The sequence below is a fragment of the Pseudomonas sp. genome (assembly GCF_036387035.1).
GTDB lineage: Bacteria > Pseudomonadota > Gammaproteobacteria > Pseudomonadales > Pseudomonadaceae > Aquipseudomonas.
Genome location: NZ_DASVUM010000018.1, coordinates 1 through 24103, shown reverse-complemented (window position 1 = coordinate 24103; position 24103 = coordinate 1). Strand labels below are relative to the sequence as shown.

General features: G+C 62.2%; 20 protein-coding genes. 6 read left to right on the top strand and 14 right to left on the bottom strand.

What is annotated here, in order from left to right; all coding sequences use genetic code 11:
* Positions 1-39: 39 nt before the first annotated feature.
* On the bottom strand, positions 40-975 hold the full coding sequence (locus tag VF672_RS01565) for an aromatic alcohol reductase (RefSeq protein ID WP_331100695.1): 936 nt from the start codon (positions 973-975) through the stop codon (positions 40-42).
* Between the two features lie 47 nt (positions 976-1022).
* Between VF672_RS01565 and VF672_RS01560 the strand changes: the two genes are divergently transcribed.
* Positions 1023-1472: a helix-turn-helix domain-containing protein gene (locus VF672_RS01560; RefSeq protein ID WP_331100693.1), complete on the top strand. Its 450-nt coding sequence runs from the start codon at positions 1023-1025 to the stop codon at positions 1470-1472.
* 89 nt (positions 1473-1561) lie between these two features.
* On the opposite strand, the gene VF672_RS01555 is transcribed toward VF672_RS01560, so the two are convergent.
* On the bottom strand, positions 1562-1810 hold the full coding sequence (locus tag VF672_RS01555; RefSeq protein WP_331100691.1) for a hypothetical protein: 249 nt from the start codon (positions 1808-1810) through the stop codon (positions 1562-1564).
* Between the two features lie 256 nt (positions 1811-2066).
* Between VF672_RS01555 and VF672_RS01550 the strand changes: the two genes are divergently transcribed.
* Complete coding sequence (locus VF672_RS01550) at positions 2067-3662, top strand: lactate dehydrogenase (protein ID WP_331100688.1); 1596 nt, start codon at positions 2067-2069, stop codon at positions 3660-3662.
* Positions 3663-3722: 60 nt separating this feature from the next.
* Here VF672_RS01550 and VF672_RS01545 read toward each other — a convergent pair whose 3' ends face one another.
* Both VF672_RS01545 and VF672_RS01540 read right to left on the bottom strand, forming a co-directional pair.
* The gene (locus tag VF672_RS01545; protein ID WP_331100686.1) at positions 3723-4469 is read right to left on the bottom strand and encodes an anti-sigma factor; all 747 of its coding nucleotides are present in this window, start codon (positions 4467-4469) and stop codon (positions 3723-3725) included.
* The gene (locus VF672_RS01540; RefSeq protein WP_331100684.1) at positions 4466-4978 is read right to left on the bottom strand and encodes an RNA polymerase sigma factor; all 513 of its coding nucleotides are present in this window, start codon (positions 4976-4978) and stop codon (positions 4466-4468) included. The genes VF672_RS01545 and VF672_RS01540 overlap by 4 nt, the downstream gene beginning before the upstream one ends.
* A 188-nt stretch (positions 4979-5166) precedes the next feature.
* Here VF672_RS01540 and VF672_RS01535 point away from each other — a divergent pair, with 188 nt between their 5' ends.
* Both VF672_RS01535 and VF672_RS01530 read left to right on the top strand, forming a co-directional pair.
* The gene (locus tag VF672_RS01535) at positions 5167-6252 is read left to right on the top strand and encodes a catalase family peroxidase (RefSeq protein WP_331100683.1); all 1086 of its coding nucleotides are present in this window, start codon (positions 5167-5169) and stop codon (positions 6250-6252) included.
* The gene (locus tag VF672_RS01530) at positions 6249-6794 is read left to right on the top strand and encodes a cytochrome b (RefSeq protein ID WP_331100681.1); all 546 of its coding nucleotides are present in this window, start codon (positions 6249-6251) and stop codon (positions 6792-6794) included. The genes VF672_RS01535 and VF672_RS01530 overlap by 4 nt, the downstream gene beginning before the upstream one ends.
* A 90-nt stretch (positions 6795-6884) precedes the next feature.
* Here VF672_RS01530 and VF672_RS01525 read toward each other — a convergent pair whose 3' ends face one another.
* From VF672_RS01525 to VF672_RS01515, 3 genes are all read right to left on the bottom strand, one after another.
* Complete coding sequence (locus VF672_RS01525; RefSeq protein ID WP_331100679.1) at positions 6885-8027, bottom strand: M14 family metallopeptidase; 1143 nt, start codon at positions 8025-8027, stop codon at positions 6885-6887.
* Positions 8028-8177: 150 nt separating this feature from the next.
* Positions 8178-8714 (bottom strand): DUF4880 domain-containing protein, encoded by a 537-nt coding sequence (locus tag VF672_RS01520; protein ID WP_331100677.1) that lies wholly within the window; start codon positions 8712-8714, stop codon positions 8178-8180.
* A gap of 415 nt (positions 8715-9129) precedes the next feature.
* A complete protein-coding gene (locus tag VF672_RS01515; RefSeq protein WP_065990584.1) occupies positions 9130-9597 on the bottom strand; it encodes an Lrp/AsnC family transcriptional regulator in 468 nt (155 codons plus the stop codon).
* Positions 9598-9809: 212 nt separating this feature from the next.
* Between VF672_RS01515 and VF672_RS01510 the strand changes: the two genes are divergently transcribed.
* A complete protein-coding gene (locus VF672_RS01510; RefSeq protein WP_331100670.1) occupies positions 9810-13295 on the top strand; it encodes an indolepyruvate ferredoxin oxidoreductase family protein in 3486 nt (1161 codons plus the stop codon).
* Between the two features lie 686 nt (positions 13296-13981).
* Here the strand turns inward: VF672_RS01510 and VF672_RS01505 are convergent.
* The 7 genes from VF672_RS01505 to VF672_RS01475 form a co-directional block, all read right to left on the bottom strand.
* The gene (locus VF672_RS01505) at positions 13982-15946 is read right to left on the bottom strand and encodes an acetyl/propionyl/methylcrotonyl-CoA carboxylase subunit alpha (protein ID WP_331100668.1); all 1965 of its coding nucleotides are present in this window, start codon (positions 15944-15946) and stop codon (positions 13982-13984) included.
* Positions 15946-16767: a gamma-carboxygeranoyl-CoA hydratase gene (locus VF672_RS01500; protein WP_331100667.1), complete on the bottom strand. Its 822-nt coding sequence runs from the start codon at positions 16765-16767 to the stop codon at positions 15946-15948. Before VF672_RS01500 ends, VF672_RS01505 begins: the two co-directional genes overlap by 1 nt.
* 14 nt (positions 16768-16781) lie before the next feature.
* Positions 16782-18389, bottom strand: a complete 1608-nt coding sequence (locus tag VF672_RS01495) for a carboxyl transferase domain-containing protein (protein ID WP_331100665.1) — start codon at positions 18387-18389, stop codon at positions 16782-16784.
* Positions 18390-18405: 16 nt separating this feature from the next.
* Positions 18406-19569 (bottom strand): isovaleryl-CoA dehydrogenase, encoded by a 1164-nt coding sequence (locus tag VF672_RS01490; protein ID WP_331100663.1) that lies wholly within the window; start codon positions 19567-19569, stop codon positions 18406-18408.
* Positions 19570-20275: 706 nt separating this feature from the next.
* Entirely contained in the window at positions 20276-21175 is a 900-nt protein-coding gene (locus VF672_RS01485; RefSeq protein ID WP_331100661.1) for a hydroxymethylglutaryl-CoA lyase, read from the bottom strand.
* 54 nt (positions 21176-21229) lie between these two features.
* Positions 21230-21610 (bottom strand): MerR family DNA-binding transcriptional regulator, encoded by a 381-nt coding sequence (locus tag VF672_RS01480; protein ID WP_331100659.1) that lies wholly within the window; start codon positions 21608-21610, stop codon positions 21230-21232.
* A 497-nt stretch (positions 21611-22107) separates the two neighbouring features.
* Entirely contained in the window at positions 22108-23055 is a 948-nt protein-coding gene (locus VF672_RS01475; RefSeq protein ID WP_331100657.1) for a LysR family transcriptional regulator, read from the bottom strand.
* Positions 23056-23206: 151 nt separating this feature from the next.
* On the opposite strand from VF672_RS01475, the gene VF672_RS01470 reads away from it, so the two are divergent.
* Positions 23207-24103, top strand: an 897-nt coding sequence (locus VF672_RS01470; protein WP_331100655.1) for an acyl-CoA dehydrogenase family protein, incomplete at its 3' end; no start/stop codon positions are given.

Genomic DNA, 24103 nt, shown 5'->3' with positions numbered 1-24103 from the left:
ATACGTCTGCGCTGAAAAAGTCCGGCGCGGCGCAACAGATTACCCGCGCGGCAGGTTCAACCGCGCCCACGCCTCGGCAGGGTTGACGCCCAGGCCGTGCTGGCCATTGAACGTTTGCGCCACATCCCACGCCACACCGCGGCCCATAGCGAAAACCGCCCGGTATTTGCGCAGGTTGTCGTCGGGATTTTCCTCAAGCTGCGCCAGCAACTGCTGCACGGTTGAGGCCCTGCGCTCGAATGGCCGACCGGTGACGCGCTCGAGCAGATCGGCCAGCTCGCCGTAGGTGAGCGTGTCACCGGCGGTGTACACCACCTGATTGATGAACGGCGGGCTGTGCAGGACGATGGCGGCGGTGAGCGTGCCGATGTCTTTCGGCGTGGTCACTGTGACCGCCGTCTCCAGACTGCCCAGCGCGTTGACGCGTCCGCCAGGCAGATCCACTACGCCGAACGCCGGATCGAACAGAAAACTGGTGAACATGCCGGTGGAGACGATCACCCACTGAGTGGCGGATTGTGCGCGGAGCAGGTCGCGCACATCCAGCTGTTCGTCGAACAGGTCTTGCGGGCTGCCACGCCCGATCACGTCGTAGTCCACGCCGAACTGCCACGGGATGTAGCGCCTCACCCCGGCGGCGAGCGCGGCGTGGGTCAGCTTGCGCTGGGTGCCTCGACCTGCGGCGAAGCCGACGCAGCTGATCACCGTGTCGAAGCGGCCGAGGACTGCGGCGAGCGCCTCCACCGAGTCGTCGGTGACGTCGGCCAGTTCGATGGCCACACCGAGGGACCTGATCGCGGCGATTTCCTTTTGTTTTATGGCGGATGTGCTCTCCACGCTCGCCGGGCGCAACAGCACGCTGATGCTCGCCGATTCGTCCGCACGTGCGGCCAGTCCCTGCAGTACGGCAAGGCCCAATTCGCCTGCGCCCAGGACCAGAATGTGTGGTTTGACGTTTGAAATATCAGCCTGCATGGTGAGCCCCTGTTTGACGCACTTAACGTGAGGCGAGGGATCTTGTCATGGACATTGACGGACAAAAAGTAGGCACATCGGTGATACCGAGCGGCCTGGATGCGCAGGAGATCGTGCGGCGTTCGCAAAACGCCTGCCGTGCCCTCAGCGATGATGAGGACGGTCTGAAGCGCGACATCCTCGGCCACTCCGGCAACCGGTGGTCATTGGGCGTGGTGCACGCGCTCGGGGTGAGCAGCCCGATGCGCCATGCCCAGTTGCGTCGGCAACTGCACGGTGTCACGCAGCGTATGCTCACCCACACCCTGCGTCAGCTGGAGCGCGACGGGCTGATCTGTCGTCATGATTTCGGCGAAAAGCCGTTGCGCGTCGAATACGCGCTGACCGAACTGGGCATGGGTTTGCTGGTGCAGATGATTCCGCTATGGACTTGGGTGGTCGATCAGTCAGAAGGCTTTGCAGCGGCGCGCCACCGGTATGACGAGGCGACGATATGACGCGCTGACGGTATGACGCGGCAACGTCCATGACGCCGCAACGGGATGAAACCGCAGCGGCATGACCCCAAACAGCTATGACGCTCGGATCAGGATCGATCAGCCAGTTGAGCAAGTCGCTCTTGAACGGCGTCGTCGAAGATCATGTACAGCGCTTCCACATCCGCCGGGCGCAGACGTTTGCTTGTCTCCAGGCTGAGGATGAAGCTGATTTCCATGGCGCCCTCGCGTTCGAGGTCTTCGCGGGTGGTGGCGGCGTTCAGCGCACGCACCAGATCATCGATGGGGCCCTGGATGGGTTTGGGAAGGCGGAGTGCTGCGATTCGCTCTTGGGGCATTGCTCAGTCCTGGGGTGTCGGGTTTTGCGGCGAACCGAAAGGCGTGAAGCCCTGGAGCCTGGGATCGGAGCGCATTGTGGCCGAGTTATGCCCGAGATCCCACCCGAGGAAACAAAATAATGGAATGAGAGCCTCCACGTTCGCCGCTGCTGCGCGCTGTGACCCGGCCCCTATGGGTTTGTATCGCTCAAGTTACAAAGGCCTGCGCCGACACCTTGTTGAGGAAGTTTATTACTCACTTGAACAGGGAAGTGCCATGTCAGCAATTGCTTCAGTCAGCTCAGCCGCCCAGTTGATGCCGGTGCTCAAGCCGCCCGTCACCGCCGCGCTAAACGACACCAACGTTTCTGAAAACACCCAGGCCTCGCCATCCTACGTGGTCATGCTGGGCCAGGACGCCAAGGTCAGCGACCCGCTGACCTACAACGTGCGCGGCCTGATGCCCGATGCCGTCGCGGCGCCGGCCTGGGAGTACACCCGGCAGGACAAGGTCTCGCTGGCGATGATGGGCAATTTCGGGACCTCTGCCACGGCGGGTCGCTTCCAGGGTCTGGGCGCGACGCTGCTCAGTCAGTTGGCGCAGACCGGCCAGAATATTTCCCAGTCAGTCCTCCGTTCGTCGACCGGCAAAGCGTTGGAGCCTGCAGAACTCACCGCGGCCCAGAATCGCCTGCACGCGGACCCGGCCAACAGCATCAGCCTTACGCTGAAAACCGCCAGTGGCAAAACCATCGAACTGAGCCTGTCAAGCCAGGACGATGGCCTGGCGGTGCAGGCGCAGGTGAGCGGGGGCGAGCTCAACGACGACGAATTGAACGCGCTGAATGCCATGGCCGACGGGTTTCAATCCGCCATTGACGGCCTGACGTCAAAGCCGCCCACCTTGAAACTGGACGCACTGACCCAGTTCGACACCAAGGCCTTCGCCTCCGTTGATTTGAAAACCAGCCTCACACTTGAAGACGGCAGTGCGCAGACCCTTGAGCTGCACGCCGATGCCGACCAGCGCTCGGTGCGCATGGGCGGCGCGCTGGGTAATCTTGATCTTTCGGTGGACCTGAAAAACGCGGCGATCCGCGGCGACAGCGGTCAACAGGCCAAGGCGCTTGAGGGCTATGTCAGCCAGATCGAAGCCGCCCGTAAACGTGGCGACGGCGACGCGCAGCTGCTGTCGATGTTCGAGGATGCGTTCAAAACACTGCACAGCCACTACCCGGACACCCGCGTGTCCTCGGCGGCGCAGACCGTCAGCTCGATCGAGCTGACCGACACTGACCATGGCCTATTGACCGGGCTGGGCGACTTCAGCGCATCGGTCAGCGAGAGAAGCGTTGAGGGCAACCCTGGACGGCCTGGCGAGCTGGACGCGTTTGCCTACACCTTGTCGCAGACCACCCAGTCCAAAGGCAGCGATCAATTGAACCGGACGATCGTCCAGGACCAGCAGTCCCAGCTCATCGCGAGTTATCACAAGCCCCTGCCAGGCGGACAAAAGCTGGCGCTGACCACCGACCCCGAAACGCAGAATTACCTGTACTACCAGATCAGCGACCAGGCCAGCAGCAAGACCAGCATCGGCTACAAAAAGGGCGAGCTGGTCGATGCGACGCTCAGCCAGTCAGCAAGCCAGTCGACGCGTATCTCCACATACGTGATGGGCCGCCTGGAAAAAGACACCCATACGCCACTATCCAGCTCCAAAACCCAGAGTTTTCTCAGTGTGCTTCAGCAGGCTTTGCAACAGGATAAAGAAGCGAAGCAGGGTCGCGGGGTATCGACCCTCAACGCCACGCTGGCGAGCATTCAGGCCAAGGTGTTGCTGCAGAGCGAGCCTTCGCAGCTGAAAGGGTGAGGCCGTTGATGCTTCAGCCTTTGCCGTGTCACCGGTGAAGCCTCTCCGACCAGAACCCGCCTAAAACGCCCGGCGCGCCGCGTCCGCTGCCGGGTCGTCCGCCCGGGCGACCACCGCATAATTGTAGCCCCCGTCTGACCAGTAATCCGCTTGCAACTCGCCGTCGCGGCGGGTCCCTCGCGGGAGCAGGTGGTTGGATTCGCCGGGCGGTCGAATATAGAAACTCAAGACGCGGCCCTGTTCGTCCTTGTACATCACGAGGGCCGCCGGGCCTTGTTCGGTGGCCGTGAGACGCCCGCTGACCGGATGGAAACCCGCCGATGCGAGATTCGGCAAGCGATTGGCCCGGGCGAAGTGGCTGTCGAGCCAGTCCTGGACGTCGCGGGTTTTGATTGCGCTCCAGTCACTGGCCATTTCGGCGTTGCCCGCGAACAAACGGTAAGCCTGAACGGCATCCGCCATCGGTGGAGTGCCGCGGATCAGCGCCATACTCCTCGCTTGCCAGCCGCCGACGCCACCGAGGCTCACGGCGATAAACAGCACTGCGGCGGCAGCAAACCGCTGCCTGCGCTGCTGCGCAATGCGTTGGCGAACGGCACCTGGGTCAAGTTGCGGGTTGGGCGCGCGGTGCAGGTCGCCGCTCAGTCCCGTGCGCAAGCTGTATGCGTCCTGCTGCCAGACGCGCACCTGTTCCGACACCTCAGGGTTCGCGGCCAGAAAAGTCTCCATTGCCGCACGATCGGCCTGATCGAGTTGATCGTCGACGTAGGCGTGCAGATCCCGTTCGCTGGGGGGCAGTGTGATCATTTGAGTATTCGCAGGGCAGGAGGGCTGATCTCGCCTTCGCTCAAAAGGCGCAAGGCCTGACGAGCGCGGGACAAGCGAGACATGACGGTGCCGATGGGGACATCAAGCATGTGCGCCACTTCCCTGTAGCTCAGGCCTTCGACCGAGACCGCCAGCAGCAGTGCGCGCTGTTCGGGACTCAGGCTCTCGAACGCCTGCAACGTGGTCTGTGCCACGATTGTGCGCTCCGCCGACGGCGTGTGCTGCCCGTACTGGCTGCCGGTAAAAAACGCCAGCATGCGGCTGTAGCGTTGCGCGCGCCGTTGCGTGTCGAGAAATTGCCTATAAAGAATGGTGAACAACCAGGCCCGGAGGTCGCCCTCCGGCCGCTTGCGGTCCCAAGACGACAGGGCCTTTTCAAGGCTCGCCTGGACCAGATCGTCGGCGCTGCTGTGATCGCGGGTCAACGAAGCCGCAAAACGCCGCAGCCTGGGAAGTAACTCGCGTAGTTGATCGTCGACGTCATGCATGGGCGTTTTCCGTTCGATCGGCAGGATCGGTTCGGCCACAAGACGGCCTGGATAAAGAAGAAAGACGCACAACGCTGCAAGTTATTCCCCTGCTGCAGAAATAAAATGGAGTGCGTGGAATAAAGCCGTGCTGCCTGCGTCCCACACCACTCGCTGTTCCCAGAGGCAAGAAGCCCGGAGTGTTATCGATGATAGACCGTGAGCCACCGTATCCCCGTAAACCGCCACTCAGCAACTCCGCCATACTGGCGCGTCTGGCCGGCATTGGCCTGATCGTACTGGTCGCCGCAGGCGCCTTCGCCTACGTCAACGGCAGCCTCGACCCACAGCGACTGACGCCAGCGCGGGTCGTTGATGTGTTTGAACACAACAACGGCGTTCATCCGGGTTATCGTCGCAACCACCCGAAAGGCATCTGCGTCGCCGGCTACTTCGAGAGCAACGGCGCCGCCGCCAACCTGTCCAGCGCCGAAGTCTTCGCGAGCGGGCGCACGCCGGTAATCGGGCGTCTGGCCTTGCCCACCGGCAATCCGTATTCCCCCGACAGCGCCGCGCCCCTGCGCAGCTTCGCCGTGCAATTCACCCAGCGCAACGGGCAGCAATGGCGCACCGGCATGAACAGTATGCCGGTGTTTCCGGTCGCGACACCCCAAGCCTTCATCGACCTTCAGATCGCCACCGGGCCGGACCCCAAGACCGGCAAGCCCGACCCCGCGAAACCGCCGGCGTTCTTCGCCGCGCACCCGGAAGCCCAGCCGTTTCTGGCCTGGGTCAAGACCGCCAGGCCTTCGGCGAGCTTCGTCACCGAAACCTACAACAGCATCAACGCCTTCGTGCTGGTGGATGGCAGTGGCAAGCGTCAGCCGGTGCGCTGGAGTCTGGTGCCTGAAGCCACTGATACGTCGCCCGCGCCGGATACCAAGGATTATCTGGACAAGGACCTCAGCGAGAAACTCGCCAGCGGGCCGCAGCGCTGGAAGCTGATACTGACGCTGGCCAATGCCCAGGATCCCACCAACGACGCCACCAAGGTATGGTCCGGCGAGCACAAGACCGTGGACGCCGGCACCCTGGTTGTAAACGGCGACAGCGCGCAATTGAATGGCGACTGCCGCGACATCAACTACGACCCGCTGATCCTGCCCAGTGGCATTGAGGGCTCGGACGACCCCTTGCTCGCCGCACGCTCGGCAGCCTATGCGGCGTCGTATATGCGCCGCACCCGCGAAGTCGATCAGTTGTCATCCGAGCCCGCCCAGGAGAAACAGCCATGAGCACGCCCGTCAAGCATTTCGCGCCACTGGCGCGCCTGTTGCACTGGCTGATGGCGTTGATGGTCATCGCCATGCTGTTCATCGGCGCCGGCATGGTGGCCTCGGTGTCCGAGCGGCACCAATGGCTGCTCAACCTGCACAAGCCCCTCGGCATCGCCATTTTGCTGCTGGTCATCGTCAGGATTATCGTGCGCATCAATACGCGGACGCCGCCATTGCCAGCTGACTTGCCAGCCGTGCAGGCGCTGGCGGCAAAGCTGTCTCACTACGTGCTGTATGCGCTGATGCTGGCGATGCCGCTGATTGGCTGGGCGATGATTTCGGCGGCGGGTGATCCGGTCATGCTCGGCAGTTCGGTGCGCCTGCCTTCCATCGTCACCGCCAACCCGGAGACCTTCGCGCTGCTGCGCAGGGCTCACGCCTATCTGGCGTACCTGTTCTTTCTGACGATTCTGGCGCATCTGGCCGCAGCGCTGTTTCACGGCTGGGTGAGAAGGGATGAAGTGCTGGACAGCATGCTGCGAGGGAAAACGAGGGGTTAACGCATGTTGTGAATGCGTGGCGCCATCGCCAACGGGAACACTCCCCGCTGGCGATGGCGTTTCTACGCCTGATAGCGCTCAGCTCAAGGCTCAGCGCAGCGTCGAAACCATCTGCGCCAGCGTGGTCAGCACATCGCGGGCCAGCTGTTTCGAACGCTTGCCCGACCAGCCGGTGAGGGCATCCGGCGCGTCATCGTTGTCCTTGAAGGGCATTTCCAGCGTCAGCGACAGGCACTGGTAGCGCTCGCCAACGCTGTTGCACGCCAGGTTCATGTTGGCCTCGCCCGGCGCCGATTTCGGGTAGCCGTAGGTGCTCTGGAAGTCCCGGGTCAAGCCGCTCAGGCGCGCGCGGAAATCAGCTTCCAGTTGCGCCTGCTTGGCGGTGTAGCCCGGGTTGCCTTCACACGCAGCGGTGAAGACGTAGGGGATCTCCTCGTCGCCGTGTACGTCGAGGAACATGTCCACGCCGTATTTTTCCATCTGCGTTTTGACGAAGAACACTTCCGGGCTGAGCTCGGGAGTGGTGTTCTGCCAGGCCCGGTTGAGGTCTTTGCCCTGGGCGTTGGTGCGCAAATGACCGTGGAACGAGCCGTCCGGGTTCATGTGCGGCACCAGATACAGGTCCGCCGAGGCCAGCAACTCCTGGAGTTCAGGGTCGTTTTCCTGAAGACGTTCGACGATGCCTTCCATGAACCACTCGGCCATGTGCTCGCCGGGGTGTTGCTGCGCAATGATCCAGATGCTGCGCTTGCCCGCGGCGCCATCGCCTTTGCGCAGCAGCGGAATATCCCGGCCCTCGACGCTCTTGCCGGTGGCCAGCAATTCGGTGCCCGCTTTATTCAGCGCCTGATCGACCAGCCAGTCGTGACGTTCGCGGCTGTAGGGCTCGAAGTAGGCGAACCACACCTGAGGTTGGGTCGGCGTCAGCTGGAAGTTCAACGCCGTGCCGTCGAACTGGCTCGGCACCCGAAACCAGGTCTTCTGATCGTAGGAGGCCACGGCGTGGTAGCCGGTCCAGGCGCGGTTGTAACTCGACTCGCCAGCGTTGGTCAGGCTGAAGCCGTGAGGCTCGCCGGTAAGCAGGCCGTCAACCTTGAAATGAAACCACTGGAAATGCGCGCTTCGGGTGTCGGGGCGAATGGCCAGTTGCACCGCTTTCGGGTTGCTGGCGTCGAGCACGACGATATTACCGCTGTCGAAATCGGCGGTGATGGTAAGGGCGGTTTGAGTCACGGGAGCGTCCTGATTACGTGATTGCCTGCGCTACGCCATCGGGAGGCGATCAAGGGCTGATCGTCTCGCTGGGCTGTTGTGGCAATTACTTTACACGCAACCTGCACCGTGACGGCGACAGAATATTTCGCGGGAGGGTCAGCTTCGGACTCAGCTGTAAGCCTCGGCCGTGACCAGCAGGCCGCAGAGCAGGAGGGTCACCAGCAGCCAGCCGAAATAAACACGAGGTTTGCGCCGATGCCAGCCACTGACGCCGAGCGTGGCCGCGGGTGCGTGCAGCGAGCGCCAGACCTGCTCGCTGTGCTGAAACGCCGCCAGATGTCGGGGGTGAGCATCGAGCCAGTGCCGGAACTCGATTCGCTGACTTGCTGTGGCCTGGGGACTTTGCAGGTGCACGTACCAACGCAGGGCCTGAAGCAAAACCGCCCCGGACTCATCGTGCTGCGCGGGTTCGCTCACGCAACGTTCAAGCGCAGCGGTCATGCAATGCTCGACGGTGCTGGCATCCGTATCAAGAAAGTGGGCGATGTCAGTGTAGGAAAGGTCGTCGAGACGGCTTAGCAGAAACACCTGCTGAACCCTGCGTGGCAACCGCTGAAGGCGGCGGCGGTACCGTTCGGTTTCGGCGGTGATGGCCTGGAAGGGTTGAAGGGGGGAGACGGTCAACGAGTCGAGTGGCTGAGTCATGGCGTCTTTCTCACTGTTCGAAAACGGCGGTCGCGGGAGAAAAAAAGCGTCTGGTTCGAAGAAATGTGTCAGTTTCTGACAGCGGGAACGGCGCATCCCCTGATCCATTTGCTATGATGCGCGCCATCGAAAAGACAGACCACTGTCGAACCCTCTTCATTAGCCTGAAGAAGCAACACCCGACCGAACCCAGACCCGCAAAGGGCATAAAAAAAAGACCCGGCCATAAGCCGGGTCAAAAACCGTGATTAGCCTGATGAGGAGATAATCCGGAAGCCGACCTAAGGCCTCTGGGTTACCCGCCAGTCTCGCGACCGGCTGAATGCAATAATAATCATTCCTATTTGAGAGTCAATGCTTTTTCGCGCTTTGGCGAAAAAGTAGTTCCCTGCGTCCGTCGTCGGGCCCGCGCGCCTCAGTCGATCGGCAATTCCGTCGTGCGCTTGACCACACTCATGGCAATGTTCGAATGCGCCTCCTGCACATGGGGGCTCTGTAGCAGGTGGTCGCGCAGAAAACGTTCGTAACTGGCGATGTCCTGCACCACCACCTTGAGCAGAAAGTCCATGTCGCCGGCCATGGTGTAGCACTCCAGCACTTCACGAAATCCGGTAATCGCTTCCTCGAACTCGGTCAGGTATTTGCGACCATGGCCGGACAGTTTGACGTCGACGAACACCGTCATGGTCAAACCGAGCTTGGCCGGGTTGAGCAGGGCGACCTTGCGCTCGATGATGCCTTCTTCTTCCAGACGATTAATGCGCCGCCAGCACGGTGATTGCGACAGTTCCACGCGCTCGGCGATCTCGGCTGCGGAAAGATTGGCGTCGTGCTGCAACAGGCGCAGGATCTTGCGATCGATGGGGCTGAGTTTGACCTGCATGAATTGACCCTTTTTTATTCTTGAACAGGAACGGGCATGCACGATATGAGCAGATTCGGGCCCAATTAGAAAGAAAAAGCCTGCGCCGGGCAGGCAGTATTTTGTCTGTGACCGTTGGGCTGAACCGTCCTGACGGCGGGGCGCTGGCAGGGCTGAGGGAAGCCGCCGGCGCCGCATTCAAAACGCACTAATAAAAATAAAGGAGTGCCTGAATGTCCCTGGCTGATATTCGTCTGGACGATAAGTACCGACTCGCAACCGGCAATCTCTACCTGACCGGAACCCAGGCGCTGACCCGCCTGCCGATGCTGCAGAAGCAGCGTGACGAAGCGCGCGGGCTCAATACCGCCGGCTTCATCTCCGGCTATCGCGGCTCGCCCTTGGGCAACCTCGACAAGAGCCTGTGGGACGCCAAGGATTATCTCCAGCAGAACGCCATTCATTTCCAGCCTGGCGTCAACGAAGAACTGGCCGCCACGGCAGTCTGGGGCAGCCAGCAGGTCAATCTGTTCCCCCACGGCAAGTACGACGGCGTCTTCGCCCTGTGGTATGGCAAAGGCCCCGGCGTTGATCGCTGCGGCGACGTGTTCAAGCACGGCAACTCCGCCGGCGTCGCAGAAAACGGCGGGGTGCTGATCCTCGCCGGCGACGACCACGGTTGCAAATCATCGACCATTGCGCACCAGAGCGAGCACGCCTTCATCGCCTCGATGATCCCGGTGCTCAACCCCAGCAACGTTCAGGAAATCCTCGATTACGGCATCATTGGCTGGGAACTCTCGCGCTACAGCGGTTGCTGGGTGGCGATGAAAACCATCGCCGAGAACGTCGATTCCTCGGCCGTGGTCGAAGTCGACCCGCTGCGCATTCAGACGCAGATCCCCGACGACTTCGAGATCCCCGAAGGCGGATTGCACATTCGCTGGCCCGACCCGCCGCTGGCTCAAGAAGCACGGCTCAACACCTACAAAATCTACGCCGCGCGCGCGTTCGCCCGGGCCAACAACCTGAACAAGGTCGTTATCGATTCGCCGCAGCCGCGCCTGGGCATCATCACCACTGGCAAGTCCTACCTCGACGTGCGCCAGGCCCTGGAAGAACTGGGCATTGACGAAGACCTGTGTGCGTCGGTGGGCATTCGTGTGCTCAAGGTCGGCATGAGCTGGCCGCTGGAGCCGGTGTCGGTACACGGTTTTGCTGAAGGGCTGGACGAAATCCTCGTGGTCGAGGAAAAACGCAGCGTGATCGAGGATCAGCTCACCGGCCAGCTCTACAACTGGCCCGTGGATCAGCGCCCCCGCGTGGTTGGGGAGTTCGATGAAGAAGGTCGTTCGTTGCTGCCAAACCTGGCTGAGCTCACGCCTGCGATGATCGCCCGGGTCATCGCCAGGCGCCTCGCGCCGATCTACAGCAGCCCGACCATCGACGCGCGCCTGCAGTTTCTGGCCGACAAAGAAAAAGCCCTTGCCGCGCCGCTGTTCAAAACCCAGCGTACCCCGCATTTCTGCTCAGGCTGCCCGCACAACACCTCGACCCGTGTGCCCGAGGGCAGTCGCGCCCTGGCCGGTATCGGCTGCCATTACATGACTATCTGGATGGACCGGGAAACCGAAACGTTTACCCAGATGGGCGGCGAGGGCGTGACCTGGATTGGCCAGGCGCCGTTCACCGAGACGCCCCACGTGTTTCAGAACCTCGGCGACGGCACCTACTTTCATTCCGGCCATCTGGCGCTGCGGGCGGCGGTCGCCTCCAAGGTCAATATTACCTACAAGATTCTCTACAACGACGCGGTGGCCATGACCGGCGGACAGCCCATCGACGGCGTGTTGCGCGTGGATCAGCTCAGCCGGCAGGTATTCAACGAAGGCGTTTTGCGCATCGCGCTGGTCTCGGACGAGCCCGAGAAATACCCGAGCCGCGAGCAGTTCGCGCCGATCACCACCTTCCACCACCGCAGCGACCTGGACGCCGTGCAGCGCGAGCTGCGTGAGTTCAAAGGCGTGTCGGTGATCATCTATGACCAGACGTGCGCTACAGAAAAACGCCGTCGCCGCAAACGCGGCACCATGGTCGACCTCGACAAGCGCGCCATCATCAACCCGGCCGTGTGCGAAGGCTGTGGTGATTGTGGGGTCAAGTCGGGCTGCCTGTCGGTGCTGCCGAAGGAAACCCCGGAAGGGCGCAAACGAGAGATCGATCAGAGCGCGTGCAACAAGGACTTCAGTTGCGTCGAGGGTTTCTGCCCCAGCTTCGTCACGGTGCACGGCGGCAAGTTGCGCAAGCCACAACTGCCCAAACAGGCCCAGGCGTTCGCTGAACTGCCGCAGCCAACCTTGCCGAGCCTCGCTCAGCCCTACAACATTCTGCTGCCAGGCGTTGGCGGGACAGGTGTGACCACGGTCGGTGCGATGCTGGGTTACGCCGCCAATCTGGAAGGCAAGGGCTGCAGCGTGCTCGACCAGGCCGGTCTGGCGCAGAAGTTCGGTCCCGTGGTCAGCCACATCCGTATCGCGGCGCGCCAGGAAGATCTGTTCGCCGTGCGCATCGCGGCCGGCGAAGCGCATCTGCTGCTCGGTTGCGACCTGCTGGTGGCGTCAGGTCCTGATGCCATCGCCAAACTCAACAGCGCGAAAACCCATGCAGTCATCAACAGCCAGCAAACGCCGACCGCCGAGTTCACCCGCAATCCTGACGCAGAGTTCCCGGCAGAAGCGATGATGCAAACCATCCGCGAAGCCGTAGGTGCCGACAAAACGCACTTTGTGCAGGCCACAGACCTGGCGACCAAGCTGATGGGCGACAGTATCGCCAGCAACCTGTTCATGCTGGGTTATGCCTTTCAGTTGGGGCTGATTCCGTTGACCTCTGCGGCCATCGAAAAAGCCATCGAGCTCAACGGCGTGGCGGTCAATCTCAACCAGCAGGCTTTCTTGTGGGGCCGTCGTGCCGCGTTTGACTTGCCGGCTGTGCAAGCGGCGGCCAATCCGCAAAGCCAGCCTGTGCCGGACCCGGAGCACCTGACGCTGGAAGAGCGCGTCACGCGCAACGTCAGCGGTTTGATCGCCTATCAGAATGGCGCGTTGAGCGAGCGCTACCTGACGCTGGTCAACCGGGTGCGCGATGCCGAAGCGCGGCTGTTCCCTGGGCAGCCGCCAGCGCTGACTGAAGCGGTGGCGTTCAACTATTTCAAACTGCTGGCCTACAAGGACGAATACGAAGTAGCGCGGTTGTACAGCAATGGCGACTTCACCCGTCAGCTGGAGGCGCAATTCGAAGGGAATTACCGCATCGAGTTCCACCTGGCGCCGTCCTGGCTGGCCAAGCGCGACCCGAACAACGGCACACCGCGCAAACGCAGTTTCGGGCCGTGGATGTTGAAGGCATTCGATGTGCTGGCGCGCTTCAAATTCCTGCGCGGAACGGTGCTTGATCCGTTTGGCCGCAGCCTCGAGCGTCGGCAGGAGCGCGAGTTGATTGGATCGTACGTGGCGGACATTGAGCTGATCCTCGGCCACCTCAGCGCGGGCAACCGGCACACCGCGCTCAGCCTGGCCCGCCTGCCGGAGCGGATTCGCGGGTACGGCCATGTCAAGGAAAGCGCCATGAAAGCAGCAGCGCTGCAAGCGGCGCGGATGCGCCAGAGCCTGCTCAGCGGTGAAGCTGAAGTGCTGAAGTTGTATGAAGTAGCGGCGTGATGCAAAGGAGGAGGCCCGCACAGGCCTCCTCCTTGTTTCGTGACGACTGACCCCTTCCCGGCTAAAACCGGTCCCACATTCGAGCTCACACCAATCTCACTGGCTGCCCGCGATGCTTTTTTAGTGGGACCGGCTTCAGCCGGGAAGAGGCCTGTTTCATCACCCCGATCTCGCGGTGCAACAACCGACGCTTTCCCGGCTAAAGCCGATCTCACATTCGAGTTCACACCCAGTCTCACTGGCTCCACGCGATGCTTTCAGTGGGACCGGCTTCAGCCGGGAAGAGGCCTGTTTCATCACCTCGATCTCGCGGTGCAACAACCGACGCTTTCCCGGCTAAAGCCGGTCCCACATTCGAGCTCACACCAATCTCACTGGCTGCACGCGATGCTTTCAGTGGGACCGGCTTCAGCCGGGAAGAGGCCTGTTTGATCAGCTCGATCTCGCGGTGCAACAACCGACGCTTTCCCGGCTAAAGCCGGTCCCACATTCGAGTTCACACCCAGTCTCACTGGCTCCACGCGGAGATGCTTTCAGTGGGACCGGCTTCAGCCGGGAAGAGGCCAGTTTGGTCACCCTCAGTTTCGCGGCATGACGACTGGCGCTTTCCCGGCTAAAGCCGGTCCCACATTCGAGTTCACGCGCAATCTCACTGATTTACGGTGATCCCAAGCTGTAGGAGGCAGTCAATCAGCGTCTAGCTCCACCAGCACTGTCCCTTCCTTGACCATCTCGCCTTCGATGCAATACAGCGCCGCGACGGTTCCCGCTGTGTTCGCGCGGATGCTGTGTTCCATTTTCATGGCTTCCAGCACCACCAGCGGTGTGCCGATTTCTACCTGTTCGCCGACGCTGACCAACACCCGCACGATACTGCCGTTCATGGGCGCGCTGAGGCCGCCTTGATGGCCCTGGTTTGATTCCGCGTCGGCAATCGGGTCAACCTGACGGATCGCGTGCACGTCGCCCTGCCAGCGCAGGTACAACGTGCCCGCCCGGCGGATCGCAGGTGTTTGCCGGCGCACTCCGTTCTCTTCAATCAGCACGTGCTCGCCGTTTAATCGAAACCCCTGCGGTGAAGCGCCAGGCAGCACAATGCTGCGGGTCTGCGCGCCACACGCCAGGTGCAACGACACTTCGCCCGCGCCACCGAGGCGCAAACCGTTGAGCGTCGCCCAAGGCGAGCGGGCATCGTCGGTTCGGATCGATTCCGCCGCAGTGCCCGCGTACGCCTGAGCCGCCAGCTGCCAGAACGCGTCCGACAGTTCTTCAGCCGCTGGCAGCAGATCCTCCTGATAGCGAGGGATAAACCCGGTATCCAGCTCCGCGCGAGCGAAGGCCGGGTGGGCGATGATGCGGCGCAAAAAAGCGAGGTTGGTGCGCAGGCCGCCGATAGCAAACTCGTCGAGCATCGCCAGCAGCCGCAAGCGGGCTTCTTCCCGGGTTTCGCCCCAGGCAATCAGTTTGCCGAGCATCGGATCGTAGAAGGGCGAGACCTCGTCGCCTTCTGCCACGCCGCTGTCAACGCGACGGCCCGGTCCCGATGCCGACTCGCGATAGAGCGCCAGTGTCCCGGTCGCTGGCAGGAAGTCGTTGGCCGGGTCTTCGGCATACAGCCGCACTTCGATCGCGTGGCCGTGCAGCGGCACCTCAGCCTGAGTGATCGGCAGCGGCTCGCCCTGTGCCACGCGAATCTGCCAGGCCACCAGATCCAGGCCGGTGATCGCCTCGGTCACCGGGTGCTCGACCTGCAGACGCGTGTTCATTTCCATGAAAAAGAACTCGCCGCGCGCGTCGAGCAGAAATTCCACCGTACCCGCACCGACGTAACCGATCGCCTGGGCCGCGCGCACGGCCGCTTCGCCCATGGCCTGACGCATCTGCGGTGTCATGCCCGGCGCGGGCGCTTCTTCCACGACTTTCTGGTGGCGGCGCTGGATTGAGCAATCGCGCTCGTTGAGGTACAGGCAGTGGCCGTGCTGATCCGCGAACACCTGGATCTCGACATGGCGCGGCTGGAGCACGTACTTTTCAACGAGCATCCGCGAATCGCCAAAGGACGACTGCGCCTCTCGTTGCGCCGACGCCAGCGCCTCGGCCAGGTCCTCGTCGCGCTCGACCACCTTCATGCCCTTGCCACCACCACCGGCGGTGGCTTTGAGCAACACCGGGTAGCCGATTCGCGCCGCGGCTTCGCGGAAGGTCGCAGCATCCTGGGCATCGCCATGGTAGCCGGGCACCAGCGGCACGCCGGCGGTTTCCATCAGCGTTTTGGCCGCTGACTTGCTGCCCATGGCCTCGATGGCCGAGGCGGGCGGGCCGAGGAACGTCAGGCCGGCCTGTTCCACGGCCCGAGCAAAGCCTGCGTTCTCGGAGAGAAACCCATAACCGGGGTGGATGGCCTGGGCGCCGCTGGCCCTGGCGGCCTCGATCAGCTTGTCGATCCGCAGATAGCTCTCGCTGGCCTTGCTGCCGCCGAGGTTCACCGCGATGTCGGCTTCGCGAACGTGCCGTGCGTTGCAGTCTGTGGCGCTGTGCACGGCAATGGTGGTCAGGCCCATGGCCTTGGCCGTGCGCATGATCCGGCAGGCAATTTCGCCCCGGTTGGCGATCAGCACCGACGTCATTGGTTGTGTGTGCGGGGTGCTCATCAGTGCGATCCTTCTTGTGGGTGAGGCGGCTGGCCGCGCCAGGCCGGCTCGCGTTTTTGCAGGAACGCCCGCAGACCTTCCTGACCTTCGGGGCTGACGCGGATGCGCGCGATGGCGTTCTCGCAATAACGGCGCAGGGCGGGGGTCAGCTCACCGTCGGCGACCTCGCGCAGCAGGTCTTTGCTGACGCGCATGGCCTGGGGGCTGTTGAGCAACAGGTTGGCGATCCAGTGTTCGAGTTGCTGATCGAGCTCGGCGGCGGGGTAACACTCGGCCAGCAGGCCAATCTCTCGAGCGCGCGTGCCGTCGAAGCGTTCCGCGGTCAGCGCATAGCGTCGCGCATGGCGTTCACCAATCGCTTGCACGACGAAGGGGCTGATGACCGCAGGGGCAAGGCCGATCTTCACTTCCGAGAGGCAGAACTGCGCGTCGGCAGCGCCAATGGCCATGTCGCAGCAGCTGATCAGGCCCAGCGCCCCGCCATAGGCGGCGCCTTGCACCACCGCCAGGGTTGGTGCCTTGAACTTGGCCAAGTTGTACATCAACTCGCCCAGCTCGCGGGCATCGCCCAGGTTGGTGTTGTAGTCCAGGTTGGCCGACTCCTGCATCCAGGCCAGATCGGCCCCGGCGCTGAAGTGTCGGCCGCGGCCGCGCAGCAACAAAAAGCGCAGGCCGTCGTCGCGCTGCAATTGATCCAGGGCGATGATCAGCTCGCGAATCATCTGTGCGTTGAAGGCGTTGTTTTTCTCCGGGCGGTTGAGCCAGAGCGTGGCGAACCCGCGAGGGTCGCGGACGATGTCGAGGGTGGCGAAATCAGTCATGGGCGATCCTCCAGTCACATCCGGAACACGCCGAAGCGGGTCGGTTCGAGGGCGGCGTTGAGCGAGGCGCTGATGGCCAGGCCGAGAATGTCGCGGGTCTGCGCGGGGTCAATGACGCCGTCGTCCCACAGCCGGGCGCTGGAGTACCAGGGATGGCCCTGACGCTCGTACTGCTCGAGAATCGGCTGGCGCAAGGCATGCTCTTCCTCGGCACTGAACACCTGGCCGCTGCGTTCGGCCTGCTCACGCTTGACCTGCACCAGCACCCCGGCGGCCTGTTCGCCACCCATCACGCCAATGCGCGCGTTGGGCCACATCCACAGGAAGCGCGGATCGTAGGCGCGGCCGCACATGCCGTAGTTCCCCGCACCGAAGCTGCCGCCGATGATGACCGTGAATTTCGGCACTCGGGCGCAGGCCACAGCGGTGACCAGCTTGGCGCCGTGTTTGGCGATGCCGCCAGCTTCGTACTTTTGACCCACCATGAAACCGGTGATGTTTTGCAGGAACAGCAGGGGAATGCCGCGCTGGCAGGCCAGTTCGATGAAGTGCGCGCCTTTCTGCGCGGCTTCGGCGAAGAGAATGCCGTTGTTGGCAAGAATGGCGATCGGGTAGCCATGCAGATGCGCAAAACCGCAGACCAGCGTGGTGCCGAACAGCGCCTTGAACTCATCGAACACGGAGCCATCGACCAGCCGTGCGATGACTTCTCGCACATCGAACGGCTGCTTGGCATCGGCCGGGATCACGCCGTACAGCTCCTCGTCTGCATACAGCGGCGGCACGGGCGGGCGGGTCTGCAGCTGGCCGAGCTTGCGCCAGTTCAGGTTGGCCACGCTGCGCCGGGCCAGCGCGAGTGCGTGGGCGTCGCTGTCGGCGTAGTGGTCGGCCACCCCGGAAATCCTGCAGTGAACATCGGCACCGCCCAGGTCTTCAGCGCTGACCACTTCGCCCGTAGCGGCTTTCACCAGGGGCGGCCCGGCGAGAAAGATCGTTGCTTGCTCACGCACCATGATGGTTTCGTCGGCCATGGCGGGCACGTAGGCGCCGCCCGCAGTACAGGAACCCATGACCACCGCGATTTGCGCGATGCCCTCGGCGCTCATGTTGGCCTGGTTGAAGAAGATCCTGCCGAAGTGCTCACGGTCCGGGAACACCTCGTCCTGACGCGGCAAATTCGCGCCACCGGAGTCCACGAGGTAGATGCACGGCAGCCGGTTCTGCTGCGCGATGGTCTGTGCGCGCAGGTGTTTTTTTACCGTCAGCGGGTAATACGTGCCGCCTTTTACGGTGGCGTCGTTGGCAATGATCATGCACTCGACGCCTTCCACCCGGCCGATGCCGGCGATGAGTCCCGCGGCGGGCACGTCTTCGCCGTACACGTCATGGGCCGCGAGCTGACTGAGCTCGAGGAACGACGAGCCGATATCCAACAGACGATTTATGCGCTCGCGAGGCAGCAGCTTGCCCCGGGAGGTATGGCGTTCCTGCGCTTTCGCGCCGCCACCGCGCTGTACGTGATCAAGCAGGCCATGGAGCGCGTCGAGTTGCTTGCGCATGGCCTCGCGGTTGGCGATGAACTCCGGCGAACGCGGGTTGATCTGGGTGTGCAGAGTGGTCATGAAGCCTCCGGCGCTGTCAGCGGGTTTCGTTGAACAGCTCACGCCCGATCAGCATGCGACGAATCTCGCTGGTGCCGGCACCGATCTCGTAGAGCTTGGCGTCGCGCAGCATTCGTCCCGCCGGGAATTCGTTGATGTAGCCGTTGCCGCCGAGAATCTGGATGGTGTCCAGGGCAAATTGCGTCGCCCGTTCTGCGGCATAGAGGATCACCCCGGCGGCGTCCTTGCGCGTGGTCTCACCGCGCTCGCAGGCCTGGGCCACGGCGTACAGGTAGGCGCGGCTTGCGTTGAGCTGGGTGTACATGTCGGCGACCTTGCCCTGGATCAGCTGAAACTCGCCGATGCTCTGCCCGAACTGCTTGCGGTCGTGAATATAGGGCAGCACCACGTCCATGCACGCCTGCATAATCCCGACCGGTCCGCCCGAGAGCACAACGCGTTCGTAATCCAGCCCGCTCATGAGCACCTTCACGCCACCGTTGAGGGCGCCGAGGAGGTTTTCTTCCGGCACTTCGACGTCATCGAAAAACAACTCGCAGGTGTTGGAGCCGCGCATGCCGAGCTTGTCGAATTTGTTGCCCCGAGAGAAACCGTGCCAGTCGCGCTCGACGATGAACGCGCTGATGCCGTGCGCGCCTTTTTCCAGGTCGGTCTTGGCGTAGATCACGTAGGTGTTGGCGTCAGGGCCGTTGGTGATCCAGGTCTTGCTGCCATTCAAGACGAAACGGTCACCGCGCCGGTCCGCGCGCAGCTTCATCGACACCACGTCAGAGCCGGCGTTGGGCTCGCTCATGGCCAGGGCGCCGACGTGCTCGCCGCTGATCAGTTTGGGAAGATAGCGGGCTTTCTGCTCGGGGGTGCCGTTGCGGTTGATCTGGTTGACGCAGAGATTGGAGTGCGCGCCGTAGGACAGCGCCGCAGAGGCCGATCCCCGGCTGATCTCTTCCATGGCGATGACATGGGCCAGGTAGCCGAGCCCTGCGCCGCCGTACTGCTCGTCGACGGTGATGCCCAGCAGGCCCATGTCGCCGAACTTGCGCCACATGTCGGCCGGAAAGAGGTTGTCTTTGTCGATCTGTGCAGCGCGCGGCGCAAGTTCGGCGGCAACGAATGCCCGGACCTGGTCGCGCAGCATGTCGAGGGTTTCGCCGAGGCCGAAGTTGAGCGTGGGGTAATTCATGGACTGCATCCCGTGTTGTTATTGGAGGGCTGTCAGGGTAAGAATATGTGTCACCTTTACGTTAACGTAAACCTGCAGCCGTGCTGATGTCAACGGGGACCGGGTGCCAGCAGCCGGGCGAGTAGGAGGGGACGGGGGGGTGGAGCGGGAAGGGCATTTACAAAGGGCGGATAGCACGAAGGGGAGCCTGGGCTCCCCTTCAAGTTCGACTGCATGCTCGCTTTTATTTTTAGGTGGCCTGTTGTTGTTTTTGGCAGCCAGCCTTTTTAGCTTTATTGAGCGACCCCAATCCAGGGTCAAGAGCAAACGTATTTTTTTGAGCGCTGATCCGCTTCGACCTTTCGATCCGACCCGTCTGGTAGCTGCCTGAAGACAGTTTTATTGTTCTCAGTCCGGTCGTGAGGCCGAGGCCTCCAATACAGCGATCCACTCCAAAAAAATCAGTTAGCTGCGTCTCTGTCCGTGTTGTTCTTGTTATGTCAGAGCCGATACGTCTTGTTATTATTGGTTTATTGCATTTGTTATTTTTGTTGTACGTAAGACATAGCAGGAGCCATGCCAACTTTCGTGAGGTCCCGGAATTCGGGGGTTTTAGGATTTCACTGGCAAGATTCACCGCTGAATCTGTCGCCGGGTGTTTCCGTGTTACCCGTTTCCCTGAGCGCGATGGCGGGCAGGGTAACACTGTGTGACAACTTGTCGCACATCAGGCCGACAAACGCGCCTTTGCCACCCGCGAGCCGTTCGCTCGACCGAGGGTGTCACTGATGCGTTGCCCGGCCGCAATGAGGGCGTCCAGGTCAATGCCGGTCTCGATGCCAAGGCCGTTCAGCAGGTAAACGACATCCTCGCTGGCGACGTTGCCGGTCGCGCCTTTGGCGTACGGGCAGCCGCCGAGGCCCGCCACGGAGCTGTCGAAAACCTCAATCCCTTCCAGCAGGCTGGCATAAATGTTCGCCAGCGCCTGGCCGTAGGTGTCGTGGAAATGCCCGGCCAGTTTGCCGCGCGGTATCTGCCCGGCGACCACGTCGAACAGTGTGCGGGTGGCGCCGGGCGTGCCCGTGCCGATGGTGTCGCCCAGGGAAACTTCATAACAGCCCATGGCATACAGCGCGTTGGCGACCGCCGCGACTTGGCTGGGCGCAATATCACCTTGGTAAGGGCAACCGAGCACACACGATACGTAGCCGCGAACGCTGATGCCGTGCAACCGCGCGGCTTCCATGACCGGCAGGAACCGATCCAGGCTCTCGCTGATCGAGCAGTTGATATTGCGCTGGGAGAAAGATTCCGAGGCGGCGGCGAACACGGCGATTTCCTTCACGCCCGCCGCAAGCGCCGCTTCGAACCCGCGCAAATTGGGCGTCAGTGCGGCATAGGTCACGCCGTCCCTGCGCTGAATCCCGGCGAACACTTCGGCGGAGCCGGCCATCTGCGGCACCCATTTGGGCGAGACGAAACTGCCCGCTTCGATGTAGCTGACGCCGGCGTCGGCAAGGTCATGAACCAGTTGCAGTTTGTCGTTGACGCTGACCGGGCGCGATTCGTTCTGCAAGCCATCGCGGGGGCCGACTTCAACCAGACGTACACGCTGAGGGAGGGACATATCGGCATTGTTCCTGTGGGAGTCGAGATGAGATATTGAGCGTATCTGCTTGTTTTAAGTCGACTTGGCAAGCTCGGCCTTGCAGCGTTCTTCCGCAGTGTCGAGTTCAAGCTGCATCTGTTGAATGTCCAGAAGTTGCTGATCAAGCTGCGCGCGACGCTCGGCGATTTTGTCGAGCATGGTGCTCAATTGTTTGTGATTGCCACCGGCGGGGTCGTACAGACCGATGAGATCCCGGCACTCGGCCAGGGAAAAACCGATGCGTTTGCCGCGAAGGATGAGCTTGAGGGTGACTTTGTCCCGCGCCGAATACACCCGCTCCAGCCCACGTCGCTCAGGGCTGAGCATGCCCTGTTCTTCATAAAAGCGAATGGTGCGGGTGGTGATGTCCAGCTCGCGGGCGAGGTCGGAGATGCTGTAGGTGGTGGCGGTCATGGCAGTGCTCGATCCGGAAGGCATGGGCGTAACGTAAGTGGTGCTTTACGTTAACGTCAAGCGGCGTAGCCAGATCCGGCACGGCAAGTGGGACCGCGCTGTCATGATGGGGCTAAGCAGGAGCGCATTCTGGCAGCGGGACGCGATCTGGAGTGGGGCCGCGATTTGATAGTGGGACCGGCTTCAGCCGGGAAGGCGTCGGCGGGCATACTGCGAAATTGATGGTTTCCACACTGGCCCATTCCCGGCTAAACCCGGTCCCACTGGATGACCGCGATCGAATAGTGGGACCGGCTTCAGCCGGGAAGGCGTCGGCGGACACACTGCGAGATTGAGGGTGTTCACACTGGCCTATTCCCGGCTAACACCGGTCCCACTGGATGACCGCATTCTGATAGTGGGACCGGCTTCAGCCGGGAAGGCGTCGGCAGACACACTGCGCAAGTGATGGTGTTCACACTGGCCTATCCCCGGCTAAAGCCGGTCCCACCAAAGGCTTACTTCACCGCCGCCTCAAGGCTCTGAGCCAGCTTGCGCTCGTGGGCGGTGACCAGTTGGCAGAGTTCGATGATCTGTTCGCGCATCCAGCGGTTGGCGGGGTCCTGGTCGGTGCTTTCGTGCCAGTAAAGGTGGGTCTCCACGGTAGGCACGTCGTTCACCGGCAAATACACAAAATGCAGGTCATTGCGGCGGGCAAAGCGCTCCGGAACGGTCATCACCATGTCGGTCTGCTGCAGCACCTGGGAAGCCATCAGGTAATGCTGGGAGCGCAACGCAACCTTGCGTTGTATACCCATCTTGCCAAGGGCCAGATCCACATAGCCCAGCCCGCTGCGCCGGCTCGAGATGTGAATGTGCGCGACGCCGAGGTAATCATCCAGGCTGATCGCCTCCTTGTTCGCCAGCGGGTGGCCGCGGCGCATCGCGCAGACATAGTGGTCTTCCATCAGCTTGACGTGGCGCACTTGCGGGTCGGTGTTGAGGGGCGCGTCGACCGCGAAATCCAGCCGGCCCGCCGCGAGCTCCTTGGTCGTTTCCCGTCGCTTGGACAAAAAGCTTTCGATGGTCACCGTCGGCGCCAGACGCCGCAGTCGCTGAAAGAGTGCCGGCAGAATCACCGCTTCCGTGAGGTCGGTCATGCTGATCCTGTAATTTTTGTTCGCCTGCAACGGGTTGAAGATCCGGCTCTCTTGCACCGAGACCCGCAGCAACGAGAGGGCATTGCGCACCGGGCCGATGATGTTCTGCGCCATCGGCGTGGGCACCATGCCCTGGGCGGTGCGCACGAACAGCGGGTCGTTGAAGGTCTCACGCAGGCGTGCCAGGGCGTTGGACACCGCCGGCTGGGTAATGCCGACAATCTGCCCGGCGCGGGTCAGGTTGGCTTCGGTATAGATCGCGTCGAAGACGATAAACAGGTTGAGGTCGACCTTGCTCAGATTCATGTCGTTGCACTCTTATTGTTAGGTATTCATACGCCGATCATATATCGGTGATGAATGTTAATACACGCCGAGAATAGGCTAGGTAAATTATCAGCGCTGTTCTAGCATCGATTGCATGACCTAAACAACCTCTCAGAGAAGGGAGCCGCTCATGGATTTCGCCTATTCGCCCAAGGTTCAGGAACTGCGTGAACGCGTCACCGCATTCATGGACGCTTACGTCTACCCGGCCGAGCCGGTGTTTGAGCGCCAGGTCAGCGAAGGTGACCGCTGGCAGCCCACCGCCATCATGGAAGCGCTCAAAGCCAAGGCTAAAGCCGAAGGGTTGTGGAACCTGTTTCTGCCCGAATCCGAGCTGGGCGCCGGCCTGAGCAACCTCGAATACGCACCGCTGGCCGAAATCATGGGCCGCTCGCTGCTGGGCCCGGAGCCGTTCAACTGCTCAGCCCCCGACACCGGCAATATGGAAGTGCTGGTGCGCTACGCCAATGAAGAGCAGAAGCAGCGCTGGCTTGAACCGCTGCTGCGCGGTGAGATTCGCTCAGCCTTCGCCATGACCGAACCGGACGTGGCCTCCTCGGACGCCACCAACATGGCCGCTACGGCGGTGCGCGATGGTGACGAGTGGGTGATCAACGGCCGCAAGTGGTGGACTTCCGGGGCGTGCGACCCGCGCTGCAAGATCATGATCTTCATGGGCCTGAGCAACCCGGACGGCCCGCGGCATCAGCAGCATTCCATGATTCTGGTGCCCACTGACGCGGCCGGGGTGAAGATCGTACGGCCGCTGCCGGTGTTCGGCTACGACGATGCGCCCCATGGCCACGCGGAGGTGCTGTTCGAAAACGTGCGTGTGCCGTACGAAAACGTCCTGTTGGGCGAAGGGCGCGGCTTTGAAATCGCCCAGGGTCGCCTTGGGCCGGGAAGGATTCATCACTGCATGCGTTCGGTGGGCATGGCCGAACGCGCGCTGGAGCTGATGTGCAAGCGCTCGGTGCAGCGAACGGCGTTCGGCCGGCCATTGGCCCGGCTCGGTGGCAATATCGAC